General features: G+C 29.6%; 17 protein-coding genes. 11 read left to right on the top strand and 6 right to left on the bottom strand.

Annotated elements, in window-relative coordinates; translation table 11 throughout:
- Nucleotides 1-8: 8 nt before the first annotated feature.
- From ACMFBB_RS08405 to ACMFBB_RS08395, 3 genes are read right to left on the bottom strand one after another with little or no spacing between them, the layout of a single operon-like run.
- The gene (locus ACMFBB_RS08405) at nt 9-701 is read right to left on the bottom strand and encodes a CHAT domain-containing protein (RefSeq protein WP_435264284.1); all 693 of its coding nucleotides are present in this window, start codon (nt 699-701) and stop codon (nt 9-11) included.
- The gene (locus ACMFBB_RS08400; RefSeq protein ID WP_435263962.1) at nt 652-2718 is read right to left on the bottom strand and encodes a tetratricopeptide repeat protein; all 2067 of its coding nucleotides are present in this window, start codon (nt 2716-2718) and stop codon (nt 652-654) included. Before ACMFBB_RS08400 ends, ACMFBB_RS08405 begins: the two co-directional genes overlap by 50 nt.
- A gap of 1 nt (nt 2719) precedes the next feature.
- Nucleotides 2720-3217, bottom strand: coding sequence for a hypothetical protein (locus ACMFBB_RS08395; RefSeq protein ID WP_435263961.1), 498 nt, complete (start codon nt 3215-3217; stop codon nt 2720-2722).
- Between the two features lie 102 nt (nt 3218-3319).
- Between ACMFBB_RS08395 and ACMFBB_RS08390 the strand changes: the two genes are divergently transcribed.
- Both ACMFBB_RS08390 and ACMFBB_RS08385 read left to right on the top strand, forming a co-directional pair.
- A complete protein-coding gene (locus tag ACMFBB_RS08390; protein ID WP_435263960.1) occupies nt 3320-3880 on the top strand; it encodes an RNA polymerase sigma factor in 561 nt (186 codons plus the stop codon).
- Complete coding sequence (locus ACMFBB_RS08385; protein ID WP_435263959.1) at nt 3877-4680, top strand: tetratricopeptide repeat protein; 804 nt, start codon at nt 3877-3879, stop codon at nt 4678-4680. Before ACMFBB_RS08390 ends, ACMFBB_RS08385 begins: the two co-directional genes overlap by 4 nt.
- Nucleotides 4681-5068: 388 nt before the next feature.
- Here ACMFBB_RS08385 and uvrA read toward each other — a convergent pair whose 3' ends face one another.
- From uvrA to ACMFBB_RS08370, 3 genes are all read right to left on the bottom strand, one after another.
- On the bottom strand, nt 5069-7894 hold the full coding sequence (gene uvrA / locus ACMFBB_RS08380; RefSeq protein ID WP_435263958.1) for an excinuclease ABC subunit UvrA: 2826 nt from the start codon (nt 7892-7894) through the stop codon (nt 5069-5071).
- 81 nt (nt 7895-7975) lie between these two features.
- A complete protein-coding gene (locus tag ACMFBB_RS08375; RefSeq protein WP_435263957.1) occupies nt 7976-8707 on the bottom strand; it encodes a tetratricopeptide repeat protein in 732 nt (243 codons plus the stop codon).
- A complete protein-coding gene (locus tag ACMFBB_RS08370; RefSeq protein WP_435263956.1) occupies nt 8707-9294 on the bottom strand; it encodes an RNA polymerase sigma factor in 588 nt (195 codons plus the stop codon). The genes ACMFBB_RS08375 and ACMFBB_RS08370 overlap by 1 nt, the downstream gene beginning before the upstream one ends.
- Before the next feature lie 94 nt (nt 9295-9388).
- Between ACMFBB_RS08370 and ACMFBB_RS08365 the strand changes: the two genes are divergently transcribed.
- The 9 genes from ACMFBB_RS08365 (at nt 9389) to ACMFBB_RS08325 (ending at nt 19932) form a co-directional block, all read left to right on the top strand.
- Nucleotides 9389-10354 (top strand): hypothetical protein, encoded by a 966-nt coding sequence (locus ACMFBB_RS08365; protein WP_435263955.1) that lies wholly within the window; start codon nt 9389-9391, stop codon nt 10352-10354.
- Nucleotides 10355-10407: 53 nt separating this feature from the next.
- On the top strand, nt 10408-11193 hold the full coding sequence (locus tag ACMFBB_RS08360; RefSeq protein ID WP_435263954.1) for a hypothetical protein: 786 nt from the start codon (nt 10408-10410) through the stop codon (nt 11191-11193).
- Nucleotides 11168-11449, top strand: a complete 282-nt coding sequence (locus tag ACMFBB_RS08355; protein WP_435263953.1) for a hypothetical protein — start codon at nt 11168-11170, stop codon at nt 11447-11449. Before ACMFBB_RS08360 ends, ACMFBB_RS08355 begins: the two co-directional genes overlap by 26 nt.
- A gap of 114 nt (nt 11450-11563) precedes the next feature.
- A complete protein-coding gene (locus ACMFBB_RS08350; protein ID WP_435263952.1) occupies nt 11564-13519 on the top strand; it encodes a PKD domain-containing protein in 1956 nt (651 codons plus the stop codon).
- A gap of 48 nt (nt 13520-13567) precedes the next feature.
- Nucleotides 13568-16132, top strand: a complete 2565-nt coding sequence (locus ACMFBB_RS08345; protein ID WP_435263951.1) for a CHAT domain-containing protein — start codon at nt 13568-13570, stop codon at nt 16130-16132.
- Nucleotides 16129-16356: a PspC domain-containing protein gene (locus ACMFBB_RS08340; protein ID WP_435263950.1), complete on the top strand. Its 228-nt coding sequence runs from the start codon at nt 16129-16131 to the stop codon at nt 16354-16356. The genes ACMFBB_RS08345 and ACMFBB_RS08340 overlap by 4 nt, the downstream gene beginning before the upstream one ends.
- Nucleotides 16356-17357 (top strand): potassium channel family protein, encoded by a 1002-nt coding sequence (locus ACMFBB_RS08335; protein ID WP_435263949.1) that lies wholly within the window; start codon nt 16356-16358, stop codon nt 17355-17357. Before ACMFBB_RS08340 ends, ACMFBB_RS08335 begins: the two co-directional genes overlap by 1 nt.
- Nucleotides 17357-18256 (top strand): SDR family oxidoreductase, encoded by a 900-nt coding sequence (locus ACMFBB_RS08330; protein ID WP_435263948.1) that lies wholly within the window; start codon nt 17357-17359, stop codon nt 18254-18256. Before ACMFBB_RS08335 ends, ACMFBB_RS08330 begins: the two co-directional genes overlap by 1 nt.
- 95 nt (nt 18257-18351) lie before the next feature.
- Entirely contained in the window at nt 18352-19932 is a 1581-nt protein-coding gene (locus ACMFBB_RS08325; protein WP_435263947.1) for an alanine/glycine:cation symporter family protein, read from the top strand.
- Nucleotides 19933-19934: the final 2 nt, after the last annotated feature.

Raw genomic sequence — 19934 nt, 5'->3', positions numbered from 1 at the left:
TTTATCTGTTAGTATGATTTATTTTTTCTCCTAAAAAAGAGAAATACCAATAACCCAATTATTAAAACAATACTTATATAATAAAAGTAATTAGTTGTAAAAACAGGAGAAGTATCACCAATTAAAACAAAAGAAGCCCAATAATAAGGCGACTGTTCTGATAAACTATGTTTTTTTAAGTAGGCGCGTTTGGCATTGTTAAGCGCTTCTGTTTTTGATTGTTTGTCTTTTAAATTGGAGTAAAATTCCTTCATAATAAATGAAGAACTAGCATCATTAATTTTCCATATTGAAGAAACTACCGAATTGGTTCCAGAATGAAAGAAACCTCTAGCTAAGTTTAAAACACCTTCACCTTGTTTTAACTCTCCAATGTTAGTTTCACAGGCACTTAAAACAACTAAGTCAGCGTTGTTTTTATAGGTGTAGAGTTCATGTAATTTTAAATCATTAGTAAAAAACTGAATGCTCGGATTATTAGTAGCAGTTGCATGTGTTGCTAAATGTATAATTTTAGCATTACTGGTTTTACGAACAAAATTTTCTTTTGTAGCATTACTGTTTGTAAAACTATCTCCACCTACTAAATTAGTAATAACAGCAGCTTCTTTTTCTGTGTTTTCTAGGGGTGATAACTCAGTGTTTTTAAAATTAACAGGAGCAAAAACAACAAGGTCTGTATTTGTTTTTCGATTCTCTATTTTTATTAAACTCAGAAAATGAGCTAGAGTAGCTATAACTTATATTACAATCGTTTACTAAATAGCGCAATTCAGTAGCGCTAGTATTAAACGCTTCAAAAGGAATGTTCTCTAGAAAAACATCACTAACAATACTAATGTTTTTGTTCTTAATAAGGTCTTTAATCTCTTTAGTAGGGAATAGTTGGTTATAGAGTGAATACGATACCTTTTTAAAACGTGCTAACTCTTGTTTTTGTGTAAGCGGTTTTGAAATAAGTTTTTTGTATTCAGTAATCCCTAATAAAACACTATCAATATTTTTTATTTTAAAACGAATATCTTTGTTGTTGGCAATTAATAACCCCAACATTGATTGCTTATTAGTATCTACATTACTAGTATTAAGTGAATAGTAAAGTTTAATATCGTTTTTACGTAAGTTACTTTTAACTTTACTAAGAGAAACTTGTTGAATATCGTTGTTTTGATTACTAAACTGTGGATATATTTTTTGAATCGAATCTTTAAAATTTTGATAGCTTACTTTTAAATCAAATAAGGAATCTTTTTTCTTAGAAGCTTTATGAGTATCTGTTTCACTTTCTAATTGAAAAATATCTTTTTTAAATATGTTGTTTTTAGTAGAAATTTCATCCGGTAAATTAGTGAGTTTTATATTTTCATTAATATTTAAGGTTAATAAAAAAGCTTTATTTTTTTCCATTAACTCAAACATTAATTTTGAATCGTTTAATAAATAAGCCGTATAAATACCTAAATTAAAAGTTTCGGAAATTTCTTTTCGCCACAAATATTTGGTGTTAGCTTCTGTACTATAATTAATGAGAATGTTTACTATTTTATTTGTTAACTGAACATTGTCAATAGCTTTTTGTAAGTATTCTTTATTTTGAGTGGTATTATAAAGCTGTATAAGAATTTCTGTTTTTATTTTTAAAGAATTTCGAATTGTATTTTTATCTAAAGTGTTTAATATTTTATTATTGGTTAGATGTTTTATTAATTTGTTTTCCTTTACTTTAAAATTATAATTTATTGACTTTTGTATGTTTTTTAATGCACTTGAAAAATCTTTTTTATAAATGTAAAAAGAAGCTATATTTTTATAAGTATCATGTATGTATAGTTTATTAAAAGAGTCATATTCTAAACTTTTTTTTAAAAAATAAAGACAACTATCTTTTTTTTCTTTTAAATAAAGTTCTCCTAAATTTAAATTTGAAATAGCTATATTCCTTACAATACCTGTTTTAAAACTCTCGTTTAGGTTTTTTAAGTAATAGCTTTTAGCTTTTTGAAAGTTATATTTATATTTGTTTGTATTTAGTATGGCGAAATAGTTGTTTAAATCAAACCGTATTTTATTTTTAATTTTTGATTTAGGTAGTTTTGTGAGTATACTATCAGCTTTTTTCAGATAATAAAAATTAATATCAGAACTTTTTTTAGTATTTAATTTATTACATGTATTGGATAATGATAGATAATGTAATATTATACTTTTTTTAGATCCAAATTTCTCTAACAAAGGTAAACCTTTAAAATAGTATTGAAGAGACATATAGAAATCTCCTTTTATTCTTTGATACTTAGCTATTTGGCAATATGATTGAGCAACTTTTTTAGGGAATGCATTTGATTTAATGGCTTTGTTATAATATTCAATAGCCATATTGTATTGTAGTGATATGTAATAAAAATTACCTATATTATATAAAGCATTAGTGTATTCTTTAGAGTTAAGATTTAAATCTTCTAAAGTTTTTATTTCAATCAATGCATATTTAATAGCTAGTTTATAGTTTTTCTTTTTTTTATGAAAAAAATAAGAATAAGCGTGTGCTATTTGTGCATAAGAAGAATCTTTTACGATAACAGATTTTAATAAACTATCTACTTCTTCTTCCTTAATTTTCTTATATTTATCTCTAGCAACAATATTTTTATAGTTATGTTGAGATGTAGTTTCTTGAAGAAGAAAAATGTAAGCAAAAAGAAGTAGGAGTTTTATCATATTATCTTCCTGGGTCTGGATTCAATCTTCCTGCATAAGTTTGAGAATCTGAACAGGTAAGGTTTGTAGTATATAGAACAAGTTTTCCATTACTACAGTTAGAAATCGTATTAAATACTTGATTTAAAGAAAGCCCTTGTTGAGGTTGGTCATCTCCGTCTGTAGTGGTATCATCTCCTTGAGTAAAAATAGGTAAGCCTTTTTGGAAATATATTATTTCAGCATCAGGGTTTTCTGCACATTTTAAAATAGCTATTATACTTAGTAAATCACTTTTGCCAATACAATTAGTTATTGTTCTTTTTTCTTGTTCAGTTGTGCCTTCATTATATACAATTAATATGCCACCATCAGTAGGTAACTCTTTTTTATCTTCAACAAAATTAATAATGTTATTTTTTGTTACATTGTTAAAAGGTGTCTTTTTAATAGTAAAACTACAAATAACAATAGCTACTAGTAAAATTAAGGTTTTTGTAATTAAATTACTTTTTTTCATGATTGTAAATATTTTGTTTTCTTAACTCGATGTTTACGAAAACATCAAATGTTACCCATGGGCAAATATAATTTTTTTATTTTTGTAAGATAACTAGTTAAAATGGAAGGGAAGTTTTTTTTAGAAGCTATAGAGAAAAATGATTCAAGTGTTATAAAAACACTCTACGAACAAAGTTTTTATGGTATTAAGCAGTTTGTGCTTCAAAACAAAGGGAATAGTGAAGATGCTGAGGATGTTTTTCAAAAAGCTTTATTGCAAATAGCGGTTAGATTAAAAAAAGAAAAATTTGAAATAAAGTCAACTTTTGAGGGCTTTCTGTACACTGTTTGTAGAAATTTATGGCGTAGAGAGTTAAATAAAAGAAAAAATAGGGTAACAAATAATGAGTTTGCTGAACAAGTAAGTGATGAGAGGGATACTGCCTTGTCGTATTTGGAAATAAAAAAACAAGAATTGTTTGTAGAAAAATTAGGAATGTTGTCTGAAAATTGTAGACATATTTTAAATCTGTTTTTTGCTAAAGTACCCTATGCGGAGATTTTAGCAAGTACTGAGTATAGTTCAGAAACGGTTATACGACAACGTGTTTTTAAGTGTAAGAAGAAACTGACTGAGCTTATTAAAGGTGATGTGAGGTATATGAAATTAAAAGTGGTATGATGATGGAAGAAGATATTTTAATTGAACGTTACTTTAAAGACGAACTTTCAGAAATAGAAAGAACTGCTTTTGAGGATAGGCTAAAGTCGGACGAAGATTTTAAACTTAAAGTAGATTTTGAAAAAGAGTTGTTTGATTCTTACAATGAAGATTCGTGGAATTTTTCGATAGATGAAAGTGATGAGGTTGATGAAATAGAAGCATTTTTTAAAGGTGCCGAAGCTAAGAGCTTCGAAAAAACAATTAAAGAAGGAAGTGAGGCTTTTAAAAAGAAGAAAAAAGGAAAAGTAAGGCCACTATACTTTATTTCAGTAGCTGCTAGTATTGCTTTATTGGTAGGTGTGTTTAGGTTTTTTAATAATATAGTGCCAAAAAATAATTACAGTGCTTTGTATAGCGAGTATATAATGCAAACAAAGCTTCCTACTTTTATAAACAGAGGAGAAAGTGATGCTACAGATAATTTAATTGAGGCAGAAAAAAGCTTTAAAAATAAAGACTATAAAAAGGCATTGGTGTTTTTGGGTAAAAGCTTACTACAGGATAAAAATAATAGTGCTGTTTATATGTATAAAGCAATTTCATATATAGAGCTAAAAGATTATATAAGTGCTGAAAAAATACTTGATACTTTAATAAATAGCGATTTAATTGATGCCCAAAAAGGGTATTGGTTTAAATCACTTTCGTTGTTGAAACAAAACAAGTTAACTGAGGCAAAAGAAACACTACATCTTATTATTGATAATGCCTATTACAATAAAGAAAAGGCGCAAGAGTTACTGGAGCGATTGAATTAAAAGAAATTATTTAAAGTTAGTGTGAGAAAGTTTACTTTCTAATATAGTGAGGTTACTTCATTTCATTCGTAATGACAGTTTATAGCTAGTTTTTGTTCGCGTCATTACGAGAAAGCTTACTATAGAATTACTCTTTAGTTATAGAGAGATTATTTCATTTCATTCGTAATGACAGTTTATAGTTAGTCTTTGTTCGTGTCATTACGAGAAAGCTTACTTTCGAAGTAATCTGTGTAATTATAATGAGATTACTTCATTTCATTCGTAATGACAGTTTATAGTTAGTCTTTGTTCGTGTCATTACGAGAAAGCTTACTTTCGAAGTAATCTGTATAATTATAGTGAGATTACTTCACTTTGTTCGTAATGACTGTTTTTTATTTTGACTTTACTTTGTTAGTTCTTTCTTTAAAAACTTAGCGGTATAACTCGTTTTATGTTTAGCTACTTTTTCTGGAGTTCCAGATACCAATATTTTTCCACCACCTTTTCCGCCTTCCATTCCAACATCTATAATATAGTCGGCAAGTTTTATTACATCTAAATTATGTTCAATAATTAAAACTGTATTCCCTTTGTTGGTTAGTTTATTGAGTACTTCCATTAAAACACGAATATCTTCAAAGTGTAAACCTGTAGTGGGCTCATCTAAAATATAAAAAGTATTTCCAGTGTCTCTTTTTGAAAGCTCAGAAGCTAGTTTTATACGCTGAGCTTCTCCTCCAGACAGGGTTGTAGATCGTTGTCCTAAGGTAATGTAGCCTAAACCAACATCTTGAATAGTTTTTAATTTACGGTGTATTTTCGGAATTAGTTCAAAGAAATCAACTGCTTCATTAATTGTCATTTCTAGTACGTCAGAAATAGATTTTCCTTTGTACCTAATCTCCAAAGTTTCTCTATTAAAACGTTTTCCTTGGCAAGTTTCACATTCTACATGTACATCAGGTAAAAAGTTCATTTCAATAACACGAACACCTCCACCTTGGCAAGTTTCACAACGACCTCCTTTTACATTAAAGCTAAATCGTCCAGGTTTGTATCCACGGATAGATGCTTCAGGTGTTTTAGCATATAAACTTCTAATTTCACCAAAAACCCCCGTATAAGTTGCAGGGTTTGAACGTGGAGTTCTACCTATCGGTGATTGATCAATGTCAATTACTTTATCTACATGTTCTAACCCTTCAATTTTTTTATAAGGCATAGGTTTTTTTACACCTCTGTAGATATGCGCGTTTAAAATGGGGTATAATGTTTCGTTTATTAAAGTAGATTTTCCACTACCTGAAACTCCCGTAACACAAATCATTTTACCCAAAGGAAATTCAACAGAAACATTTTTTAAGTTATTTCCAGATGCTCCTGATAATTTTATGGTTTTCCCATTCCCTTCTCTTCTTTTACTAGGAACTTCAATTATTTTTCTTTTAGATAAATAGTCAGCAGTCAATGTTTTGTGAGATTTTAAATCTTCAAAAGTACCTTGACTTACAACTTCTCCACCGTGTCTTCCGGCTCCAGGACCAATATCAAATACAAAATCGGCATGTTTAATCATGTCTTCATCATGCTCAACCACCAATACGGAATTTCCAACATCACGAAGTTTAATTAATGAATTAATTAACTTTTCATTATCTCGTTGATGAAGTCCAATACTAGGTTCATCTAAAATGTATAAAACACCAACCAATTGAGACCCTATTTGAGTAGCCAAACGAATACGTTGCGCTTCACCACCAGATAAAGATTTTGAGGTTCTGTCTAAGGTTAAGTAATCTAAACCAACATCTAATAAAAATTGAATTCTAGTTCGGATTTCTTTTAAAATTTCAGAAGCAATTTTTAGCTGTTTTTCACTGAATTTGGCTTCTATGTTTTTAAACCAATTAGCAAGTTCAGTAACATCCATTTGTGCTAAATCACTAATGTTATTATTAACAATTTTAAAATGTAAAGCTTCTTTTTTTAATCGTTTTCCTTCACAAACGGAGCAAGAAACTTCATCCATAAAACCTTTGGCCCATCTTTTAATAGAAGAACTGTCGGTATCTTTATATTGGTTTTCAATAAAAGCAATGATACCTTCAAAATCTATTTCATATTTTCGTGTAACACCAGCTGCTTTCGATTTAATGGTAAACGATTCTTTACCACCATTCAAAATGATATCTTTTGCTTCTTTAGGTATTTTGTTAATAGGGTCCGTTAGTTTAAACTGATAACGTTCAGCAATAGTTTGAAGTTGTTTAAAAATCCAACTGTTTTTTTGTTCCCCTAAAGGAGTAATTCCTCCATTTTTAATAGAAATACTATCATCTGGAATTATCTTTTGAAAATTAACTTCATTAGTTATTCCTAAGCCATTGCAATGGTTGCATGCACCTTTTGGTGAGTTAAATGAAAATGTATTTGGTTCAGGGTTTGGATAAGCAATACCAGTTGTAGGACACATTAGTTCCCTACTAAAATATCTAGGTTTATCATCATCAATATCAATAACCATTAATATGTTGTTACCAGTATATAAAGCGGTTTTAATGGTTTCTTCTAAACGTTTTTCAGCAGCGTTGCTGATGGCTAATCTATCTATAACAACTTCTATGTCGTGAGTTTTGTATCGATCAAGTTTCATGCCTTTTTCAATCTCACGAATTTCTCCATCAACTCGAACTTTAACAAAACCTTGTTTAGATATTTGTTCAAATAACTCTCGGTAATGACCTTTTCTAGATTTAATTAGAGGAGCAAGAACAGCAACCCGCTTTCCATCGAAATCTTTTAAAATTAAGTTTTTTATTTGGTCGTCAGAATAACTAACCATTTTTTCTCCTGTGTTAAAAGAATAGGCATCAGCAGCACGTGAAAACAACAAACGCAAAAAGTCATAAATTTCTGTAATAGTACCAACTGTTGACCTAGGACTTTTATTAGTTGTTTTCTGTTCAATAGAAATAACTGGAGATAAACCATCTATTTTATCTACATCTGGTCGTTCTAATCCGCCTAAAAATTGACGAGCATAAGCAGAAAATGTTTCAATATATCTTCGTTGCCCTTCAGCGTATATGGTATCAAAAGCTAATGATGATTTCCCACTACCGCTTAAACCAGTGATTACAACTAGTTTTTCTCGAGGAATTTTAACGTCAATATTTTTTAAATTATGGGCTCTTGCCCCATAAACTTCTATATATTCTTGCTCTTTCAAATTCAGTTATTTACAGAAAAGAGCAAATTTAAGCAATAGTTATGTATTTTTATATAGAGGGTTGTATATAAAACCGCAAGATTATTTTAGTTTTGAAAGTAAAGGTTTAGCTAAATTATATTCGGGACTGTCTTTATCAATTCTGAGTAAAATATTTTTACTGGAAGTATACTCTTTTTGTTTTAGTTTGCTTAAAGCAAGATACCAAAGAGCTTGATTTTTATAAACTGAATTGCCACTAGAAATCGTATTAAGAATTTGGTCAGCTTTCTCGAAAATGTTTAATTCTATCAAGCAAAAACCATGGTATAGCTTTAATTCAGTATTACTTTCGTCTTGTTTAATCAACGTTTCTAAATTTTTCGAAGCATTATCAAAATCTTTATTATTAAAAGCTCTTTCGGCTTTTGTAAGCAACTCATTTTGGGTACTCCTAACAGTAATATCTATAGAAGAATAAGATACAAAATCTTCATAATTGATAGGCTTAAATGAATTTTGATACATGTATACTCCAAAAATTAATAAGAAAAGGGCGGCAGCATATTTCATGAAACTATATACTCTTGATTTCTTAGAAGAAAGTCTTTTGTTAAAATAGCTATCAGATATATTGCTTAAGTTTTCCTTAAAAGAAGAAGTCTCCTCTTCTTTTTCTATGGAAGTAGTCAAGAAAGTGTGAGTTTCCTTGTATAATAAAAAGTTTTCTTTGAAACTTATATTAGAAGAAAGTTGTTCGGTAAAAGAAATACGTTCTTCCTCAGACAATTCATTACTTAAAAATTTTTCAAAAAGTAAATACTGCTCTTCCATTATAAATTGTTCTTTAATTGATTGTAAGACGAAGACTCTTTTATTAGTTTAGTTAACTTTCCAATACATTGTGATTTTTTCTTTCGTGCATATGCATAAGAAATTCCAAGTGTTGAAGCAACCGTTTCCATTGATTTTATTTTGAAACTCGTTTTTAATAAATCTTTACAAGCTTTACCAAGTTTATCAAACATTGTGTTAAATACAGCTTGTTTTTGTTCAAAAGTGGAAGTTTCAAAAATTAAATCTTCAACCTCTTCTTCTTTAAATATAAATTCATTCGTAATTGTTACCTTTTTACTAGCTGTTTTTTTTAATTCATTAAGCCACTTGCGTTTGCAGAGCAAAAAGAAATAGGCATCAAAAGGACAGGTTAATTGTAGCTTTTGATGAGTAGCTTGTGAGTATATAGTTATTAATGTTTCTTGAATTATGTCTTGAGCTTTTGATTCATTTCCATTATTTCTAACAATGAAGTTGATTACTTTTGGAGCAAATTTTTCATAAATCGTTTTTATAATAAACGAGTTATTCTGTGCCAAACCATCAATAAATTTCTGGTCTTCGTGTACTTTTTTTTTAGACATACAACCTCTTCATTTTTGCTAATTTAATAAAAAAGGGTAACAAAACTTCATCAAAGATTATATAGCTGTATATAACATTAAAAACATAAAAGTTATGAAAGCTTTAAAAAAAATGACAATACTATTTACAGTGCTAATGATTACTATGATTAGTTGCTCTGAAGATAATTCGCAAGAAATGGAATTTAATAAAGTATCGTATAATTCAATAGCTGAATTTTTTGAAGAAAATGGAGTGAAACCACAAGTATTTACGATTCAAGCCGATGAAGGGGGTACTATTGTTGGTGAAGAAGGTACAGAGATAACCTTTCCAGAAAATGCGTTTAAAAAAAGTGATGGGACAATTGTAAATGGAGAAGTAACGATAAAAATTAATGAAATATTTAAGGCAAGTGAAATGATTTTATCTGATAAACCAACTAATGCCTTGAGTATGTTAGGAGAAGAAACATTTTTATTATCTGAAGGAGAAACAGCAGTTTTTGCCGAACAGGGTGGAGAAACACTTTCATTAGCTCCAAGCAAAAAGTACAGTGTAAAAGTTCCTTCTGATGGAGGAGATGATCCAGATATGCGGTCGTTTAATGGAATTTTTGATAACGGCGGTAATTTGGTATGGAACGCAGCAACAGATAGAGCTGCTGCAGGAGGTTTTGGAATGAAATTCGTTGCTCCTGGATCATATTTATATGATGTTTTCCGAATAGGTTGGACCAATTGTGATAAGTTTTATTCGTTTCCTGGAACGAAAACAACAAATTATGTGAATCTTAATGAAAGTCCAAACCTAGACGAAACAGTAGTGTATGTTGTTATGAAAGAAAATAACCTTCCTGCTGTAGTTAAATTTACTAAGACATATGCTAATGGAGTGAAGAGCTATAACAATTCATTACCAGTAGGTTTAGAACTTAGTTTTATAGCAATTACAATTAAAGATAATCAACAGTATTTGGCTATTGAAGATAAGGTTGTTGCTGTTGATGAAGAGCTTGTCATGACATTTAACCCCGTTTCAACAGAAGAAATTATAAACACGTTAGAAGGATTAAACTAGCTAAGTTGTAAAACAGAAGAGAAAGAGTATTTGATAAATTTAAAACTAGAATTATGAAAATAACAAAAAAGAAGTATAAAAATTATAGAATGAGAGTTGTACACAAAAATCTTTTTAAGGCAGTCGTATTAATAATAGCATTCATTGGCCTAACACTTGTTGGTTGCGATTCAGAGATTGATACTGATTTGGATGGGGATGTTGTTCCTTGCGAAAATGAACATTTTTTTGGTTTGAACACCTACGATCCATGGGTAGGGTTTTCTCCATTTAGTAAAAATGTAGATTTAGGAGTGTCTGAGGAAATTTTTCCAACTTTTGGAAGTTCAGTAATGTATTCTAATGCATCTACATATAATTATAATTTAGAAAGCTACCATTTTTTTAACTCTCCTAATTACGTATTTATAAACGTGACAAATGATGCTCCAGCAGAAATGATACCACTTTCAGGTTATGATTCAACTTCAAAGTACAGTCATTTGGTGTATGTGGCAGACGTGTCTAATAATTATATCATTGAAATTGATGCTGCAGGTTTTGTGAAACTTGTTGAAGTTAATGTTAACTCAGGAGCCATTGGAACTGCAATTCCAACTGGATTTAATGTGGGTGCTGCAGGGGTACAATCTATCTCAATAACAACGAATAATGTTGATGAGGTTTATATTATGCTTAATAGAACTTTAATAACGATAAATGTTGTTACAAGTTCAGCAACTTTTGTTGAGGTGGAACCATTATTTAGCACGATCAATTTATTTTATGGTTTAGAGTATAATGTTTCGGGAGATTTCCTTTATGCTATTAGACTTGAAGAGATGGCAGAGTCCTATTAATCTTGTAAAAGTTAACTTAGATGGTAGCTTTTCAACATCGTTTAGTTTAACAGATGACATTCACCATAAAGCATCAATAATTGGTCATTTTTATAGTACAACATTAAGTTGTGACGAGTCATTGTATAGAGTAACATATTTAGAAGGCAACAATAATACAATCTATCATGAAATTAACAGTATTACAGGAGAAATTCTAACAGATACAAAAGAAGCTGATTATTATTTCGGAATTGAAAGTAATGCTAATAATTAATTAGAAATCTGTGGGGATTTTTAATGGGGGCATTCTAACTGTTTTCAACGGTTAGAATGCTTTGCCTATATTTATAGGGTTGAATCTTTTGATAAACAAATAATTGTTAACGTTATGAAGAAATACGGTTTACTATTTTATGTGATGTTGTTTTCTATAGTTCTTTTAGCTCAGAAAAAAATAAAAAATGATACAATAACTAGAACTGCTATAATTAAATATGATATGTTGGGGAATGAGTTAATACTAACACCACAAACTCCTCCTTTAAAACAAATTGCAGGAGGGCCTCCCGCTTTTTATTCATTTTATTGGGAATTTGGGGATGGTAAGTATAGTAAAGAAAAACAACCAAAACATATTTATAAAAAAAAGGGAGATTATGAAGTAAAACTCTGGGTAACTAACCACTATGATACAGGAAAGGCACCTAAAACTAGGCCTCAAAAAGTTTCTGTGAAAGAAGTGTCACAACAAAGCCATGATGAAGCTACAATTGATAGTGATTTTGCACTTCAAAAAAATAGAGACCCAATTCCAAATGAAGAAATAGTTTTGGTAATGAGTTATAAAAATGAGAAAAATTATGTTAGTGACGGTCAATTATTTTTATTTTTTAATGAAAAGAAATTTGAAGCAAATAATTTTGAGTTAAAAGATGTAAGAACTTATCATGGAGAAGAAACTATTTCTGATATAGAAGCGATAGCATATGCAAATGAATCAAAAGATGAAGATATTTTATACGCTTCCTTATCAGAGGAAATGACAGCTCCTTCTATTGTTTTACAAGATTCATCAAGAGTTGATTTGCAGAAAACGATCAATAGTTCTAAAGAAAAATATAGAAACTGGAATGCTTTTAAGTTTAATAATATGAATCCTTCTGAGAAAAGAAACATATTTTTTACACTGCAATCTACTCCAGAAATGTTGAAAGATACAAGTGCTATAATATCAGTAAGAGGAGTTTATGTTCCTGATGGGAATTTTAAAAATCATAAAGTTAAAGAAATGGAAATGGAGATAGTTACTTCTCATGATCCTAACAATATGTCATCTAATGGAACATTTTTAAACTATAGATTAGTACGCTATAAAAAAATCAAGTATAAAATTCGATTTCAAAATAATGGAGAACGACCAGCAAATACTATAAGGTTGGAAACGGACATGCCAAATATGTTAGATAAAAAAACATTAAAAGTATTAGATATGTATCCAAAGTGTGAGATTTGTCCAAAAGAAGAGGTCACGTATAGCTGTTTAGATACTAGCTATACAAAAGAAAAGGCAATATTTACATTTAAAAATATCTACTTACCTGGAAGTAACCAAAAAGGAGTAAAAGAAAGAGATTCTACTAAAGGGTTTGTGAAGTATAGTGTTCGGTTTGGAAAAGATTTTCATAAGAAAAAAACGGTTAGTAGAACAGCTATTTTTTTTGATAAAAATGAACCTGTTATTACAAATCGATCTACTACAAGGTTTTTACCAGGTGTTTCTGTAGGGGCTAAAATGGGTTATAACTATTTTACTACACTTAAAAATTCTAAGGATTATTTTATAGGTCTAACAGTTTCTCCATATAAGTCTTATAGGTGGTATTGGCAGGCTGAGTTACTAAATAGTTTTCACTCATATTATGGAAACACAACAGTACAAGAAGATGTAACAAAAATATCACCAGATTTTGAAGATGTAAAAAGAGTTACTACTTCTTTTAAGAATAATAATATTAATTGGACACTTCCTTTGTTAGTTAGGTATAATGTTAATAATTACATTGGGCTAGGGGCAGGAATGCAAGGAACCATTAGTTTGAAAGAAAAACAAGATAGAACAATATTAACAGAAGGGTTTCAAAGAACACCACAGGGAACAAGGTTAGTTAGTAGCTTTAGTGAAAGTAAAAGTATTGAGAAATCTTTTGTTAATTTTAGAAAAGGATTATTGTTTGAGGTTACTGGAGGGTTTTCAAGGATAGGCCCTAGTTTAGGAGCAAGATATGTGATGGATTTAAGTTCAAATTTTAATCATTGGCAATTTTATGCGATTTGGAAATTTTAAAGCATTACAGTTGTAATGAATATGAAAGTATACTAAGAAATTATAAAAATGAAAATTAAACTGTTTTTTATTTTTTGCTTTCCATTTACAATAATCTTTGGGCAACAACTAGAAGATAGTATATACAGCTCAATTGATAAATTTGTAGTAAATAAAACGAATAAAACCCTAAAAATTTTATTAGAAGAAGAAGCTGAATTTGAAGTTAGCGTGAAAACATCTTCAGAAAAATTAGCGTTGGTAGTGCTTCAATGTAATTTAGCATATCATTTAAAAGAAACTAATCAAATAAAGCAGGCTATTGGAATATATGAAAAAGCTTGGGTGAGTTACTCGAAAAATAGACTGTCTACTTATGATATTATTGAGTACTGTTTAAAGCCATTGGGTAACCTATATATAAAATTAAATGACTATACCAATGCAGAAAATATTATTAAACAATATGTTTTTTTGGCAAAAACATTAGGTATTCAGAAGCAAGAAATAGCAGGGGGTATTAACCTAAGTAAACTTTATCAAAGTATAGAAAAGCATAAAAGCGTAGTAACATTAATTAATGGTATATTAATTATGCCTAATTTAACGAAACTTCAAAGAGAAGAGTTAGAAATTATTAAGGCAAGAAGCTTAGCAAGTTTAGGAGATGAAGTTGGAGAGGTTGAAAATAATTATGGTGTTGATACAATACTTACAGGTGTTAATAAAGTTTATTTGAATTATCAATACGCAATGCGAAATGAAAATTACATTGAGGCAGAAAAGTATTTTGACCGTTTTAAAAAGAATAAACTTTCAGGTGAAGTTGATAAAAGAACACTTGCAAAATTATTTTTTGAAGAGGGGCAGCTTGATTACTTATTAGGAAAAATAAATAAAGCAAGGTTAAGTTTAAATAAGGCGTTGGAAGTTTTGTTTTTTAAAAGAATTGCTTACGAAAATTTGGAAAAATCAGTTTTGTATCCTGAAACTACATTTATCGACATTTTTGATTTATATGCAGTAATAGAGGAAAGTCCAGAAATTTCATTAAGATATTATGGATATAGCTTTTATGTAGCTGAATTATTAGAAGCTAATTTAACCGCAACCAAAAGTAAAATAATACATCAATATGCTAAGAGAAATAGAAGTGAAAAGTGCATTGATATTTTATTAAAGTTATATGAGAAAGAAAAAGAAAAAAAATATTTAGAAAGAGCGTTTTATTATGCTGAAAAAGGTAAATCTGAAATTTTAGAAGCTGAAAAGCTGAGGAGTAATCTACTAAAGATGCATCCAAAAGACAGTTTATTAGTTAAAGAACAAAAATTAATCCACAAACAGGAGGTTTTGACCAATTTGTATTCCAATAATAAAGTTGGTAGAGTAAGTAATTTACGTACTTATGAATTGGCTAAAGAATTGAATTATGTGAGTGTTAGATTAAAAAAAGTACAATTACAAATTAAGGAAAAGTTTACAAAGACTAATGGGCAGAGTAATTTTAAAGAACTGCTTCAAAAATTAAAAAAAAATAAAACAACGTTAATAGAATATTTTGTTGGAAAAAAAACTATTTATCAGTTTATTATTTCGGTAAATGGAATTACAGTAAACACGATCAATGATATTGAAAGGAAGAAAAAAGAAATTGTTAGGTACATACAGTTTTTCAATAATGCCTCTATCATTAATAATGATATAACTTCTTTTACAAAAGTATCATACAATCTTTATAAATCTTTAAATTTAAACGAGCTATGTATTCAAAACAAACTTGTTATTATACCTGATGGACTTCTTCATTTTGTTCCTTTTGAAACCCTATTAACAAAGGAGACTCATTCGTCGTATTATGATAAAATGCCGTTCTTAATAAAGAAACATACTGTTTCATATAGTTTGAAGTCAACTTTCTTGTTTGCTGAAAGAAAAAAGAGAAAAGAGAAAAAGGTATTAGGAGTATTTCCTGTTTTTAAGAATACTACTAGAGAGTTAAGTTATACTTTGAAAGAGGCAGAAACGGTTGAAAGCACTTTTACTTCAGTTCTTTTAAAGCATGATAAAGCAACAAGAGAAAATTTTTTAAAAAATGTAGAAAAGGTTTCAGTACTTCACTTATCAACCCATGCTAATGCAGGAGATTTTGTTAAGGAAGCAAGTGTTGAATTTTATGATAAAAATGTCACGCTAAGTGAACTTAATGTTTTAAATCTGGAGTTGGATTTAGTGGTCTTAAGCGCTTGTGAAACAGGAGTAGGAAAGGTAGAGAAAGGAGAAGGAGTTATGAGTTTAGCGAGGGCATTCAATTATGCAGGGGTCGATAATTTACTTTTCTCTTTATGGAAAATTAATGACAAATCTACTTCGTTAATAATGGCAAATTTTTATAAATCCTTAAAAAAAGAAAAGAATGTTAATGTAGCCAATAAACAATCGAAATTAGAGTATTTAAAAAGTACGAATATAGCGAACCAGAAAAAATCACCTTATTATTGGGGTGCTTTTGTGTATTACGGAACTATAGAGGAGACAACTGAATCAATGAATTTATTAGTAAAATTAGGGCTAATCTCTTTAATTATAATATCTTTATCGCTCATGTTTTATAAATTAAAAATAAAAAAATGATATTAATTCATTCTGTAAGACACTTTTTTGAGAGAAATGGATTTTATGTGTCTTCACGTTTAGCTGATAGGTTAGGTATTAGAGCTGTAAATGTTCGCTTGTTTTTTATTTATATTTCATTTGTAACTATCGGTTTATCTTTCGGTCTATACTTAACTTTAGCATTCTTATTAAGGTTAAAAGATATGATCTATACTAAAAGAACCTCTGTTTTTGATTTATAATGAACACAATATTTCAATCACGTTTATATAAAGCTGTTTTATTTTCTGTACTAATTTTATTTGTAGGGATAGGAGGATATTGTTTTTTATTTAAGTATTCTTTTGTGGATGGTTTATATATGACGGTTATTACTATAACTACCATAGGTTTTGGGGAGGTACATCCATTTGGAACAGGAGAAAAAATATTTACAATAGGACTTATTTTATCTAGTTTGTTTATTTTCGGGTACGCAGTATCTTCATTTTCTGAATACTTGATAAGTGGGCAGTTTTTTCGTCAATTAAAAATTAAAAAAGTGCAAAAAAAAATAGAAAAATTAAAAGGGCACACTATAGTTTGTGGCTATGGTAGAAATGGTAGACAAGCTATTGCAAAACTAAAAAGCTACAAAAAAGATTTTGTCGTAGTTGAACAAAATCAATCTATAATACAACGATTAGATAATGATAGTGTGTTAAATATTGAAGGAGACGCAACAATTGATGAAACATTGATAAAAGCAGGGATTTTAAATGCTAGTAATTTAATAACTGCTTTGCCTTCTGATGCTGATAATTTGTTTGTTGTGTTGACCGCTAAACAATTAAACGGAAAGTGTAAAATAATAAGTCGAGCTTCTAAAGAAACTTCATATAGTAAATTAAAGATTGCAGGTGCTGATAATGTTATAATGCCAGATAAATTAGGAGGTGCGCATATGGCATCTTTAGTAGTGACACCCGATGTAATAGAGTTTGTAGATCGTTTAACTATTGAAGGGGATACAACCGCTAATTTGGAAGAGATAGCAATTAATAATTTACCTCAAGAGTATATTGATCGAACTATTTTAGATTTAGATTTAAGAAAACAAACAGGATGTACTGTTATAGGGTATAGAACTTCCGATAAAGAATATATTATTAATCCTGATGCCTCAGTAAAGTTAAAAGCTGGAGCAAATTTAATTGTTTTAGGTAGGCCTGAACAAATAACAAAATTAAGAGAGTTGTTTTAATGAAAAAAGTTTTGGTAACTGGAAGTAATGGTTTACTTGGTCAGAGTTTGGTTAGTTTATTATTAAATGAAAAAGATAAATACGAAGTAATAGGTTTCTCTAGAGGTTTTAATAGAAGTGGTAGAGATGATTTTAAATATGTTTCTATAGATATAACAGATGAAATGTTATTGAAAGAAAAATTAAAAACATATACTCCTGACGTTATTGTCAATACAGCTGCAATGACTAATGTAGATGCTTGTGAGGATAATAAAGAAGAATGTGACAGACTTAATGTTAGCGTTGTTGAATATCTTAAAGAATATGCAGAAAAAAGGAAAGTACATCTTATTCATTTATCAACAGATTTTATTTTTGATGGTAAGAAAGGGTATTATAAAGAAACTGACGAACCAAATCCTTTAAGTTATTATGGTAAGTCAAAACTGAAATCTGAAAAAACACTAGTCTCTTCATCTATAGATTATACAATTTTGCGAACAATTTTGGTGTATGGTAAAGTATTCGATATGTCTAGAAGTAATATTGTTTTGTGGGTTAAAAAAACACTAGAGGAAGGTAAAGAATTAAGCATTGTTAAGGATCAATTCAGGATGCCAACTTACGTTGAGTCTTTAGCATGCGCTTGTAAATTAGCGATTGATAGAAAAGCAAAAGGGATATTTAATGTCTCTTCAAACAAACTATTAAGTATATATGAAATAGCTATCGAAATAGCTGAAGTGTTTGATTTAAACAAAGAGTTAATTAAGCCTATTTCAACTCGAAGTTTAAATCAAAAAGCTGTAAGGCCAGTTAAAACAGGTTTTGATTTAAATAAGAGTATTGAAGAATTAAACTTTATACCAGAAAACTTTAAACAAGATTTACAAAACTTTAAAGAAAAATTAACTTAAAAACTACATTTAACGCATAAAAGTTGGCAAAACTTCAATTTTTTAAGATATTGCAATCCACTAATTCAAAAAAAATTTAACTTATAATTTATATTATGAAGAAAAAACTTCTAGCATTATTAATGTTAATGATGCCAATATTAACTTTTGCACAAGAAAAAGGACTAGCAGAAAAGATAAATGAAGGTTTTAAACCAGTAGCTGATGCTTGGGGAAGCATTGTTTTTTATCCAGTAGAACTAGGTGGAGGAGTTAAAATGCCTTTGGTAATTATTATGTTACTCGCTGCAGGTTTAATTTTTACGATTATATTCAAGTTTGTAAATATCAGATTATTTCCTACATCAATTAATATTGTAAGAGGTAAATATGATGATGTTGATCATGCTACCTCAGATGTTATGGCTGGAGATCCAACTCCAGGTGGAGATGCTATTGAAACTATCAGAATAGAAGGTAACGAAGGTGAGGTGACTCATTTTCAGGCATTAACTGCGGCTTTATCAGGGACTGTTGGTTTAGGTAATATTGCAGGAGTTGCAGTGGCTTTATCATTAGGAGGGCCTGGAGCTACTTTTTGGATGATTGTAGCAGGTTTATTAGGTATGTCGTCAAAGTTTGTAGAATGTACATTGGGTGTGAAATATCGTGATGTAGGTGAAGACGGAACTATTTATGGAGGGCCAATGTATTATCTTAAAAAAGGGTTAGCTGATGTTGGTAAAAGTGGATTAGGAAAAGTTTTAGCTGTAATATTTGCTATTATGGTTGTTGGAGGTTCATTTGGTGGAGGAAACATGTTTCAGGCCAATCAAGCAGCTCAACAATTTGGAAGTATGATAGGGTCTAACGATTTATCTACAGCGTTAATATTCGGAATTATTATGTCGGTTTTAGTTGCCATAGTAATTATTGGAGGAATTAAAAGAATTGGAAATATTACCGAGAAGATTGTGCCTTTTATGGTAGGGATATATTTTTTAGCAGCAGTTATAATTTTAGTTGCTAATTTTTCTCAAATTGGTGATGCTTTCGGTCAAATTTTTGATGGTGCATTTAATGCTAAAGGTATTTCAGGTGGTTTACTTGGGGTATTAATTATAGGTTTTCAAAGAGCAGCATTTTCAAATGAAGCTGGAGTAGGTTCAGCAGCAATTGCGCATTCTGCAGTAAAAACAAAATATCCAGCATCTGAAGGATTAGTGGCATTATTAGAGCCGTTCATCGATACAGTTGTAGTTTGTACAATGACTGCATTAGTAATTATAATTACTAATGGAAATGGAGAAATCATGACATATGGTGTAAAATCACCAGATGGCGTTTTAGCCACTTCTAAAGCATTTGCTTCTGTGTTACCTTGGTTTCCTTACATTTTAACGATGGCAGTTGTATTATTTGCTTTTTCAACGATGTTGTCTTGGTCATACTATGGATTGCAAGGATGGATGTTCTTATTTGGTCGTTCAAAAGCGTCTGACTATGCTTATAAAATTTTATTTTGTTTATTCGTGATAATAGGTTCAGCAGCCAGTTTAGGAGCGGTGACTGATTTTTCCGATGCAATGATTTTTGCAATGGCTGTTCCAAATGTAATAGGTTTATGTTTCTTATTCCCTAAAGTTCGTGAAGAATTATCCAAGTATTTAAAAGCTATCGGAGTTATGAAAGCTTAAAA

The sequence above is a fragment of the Tenacibaculum sp. nBUS_03 genome (assembly GCF_051201695.1).
GTDB lineage: Bacteria > Bacteroidota > Bacteroidia > Flavobacteriales > Flavobacteriaceae > Polaribacter.
This window is presented reverse-complemented; position numbering and strand designations above follow the sequence as displayed.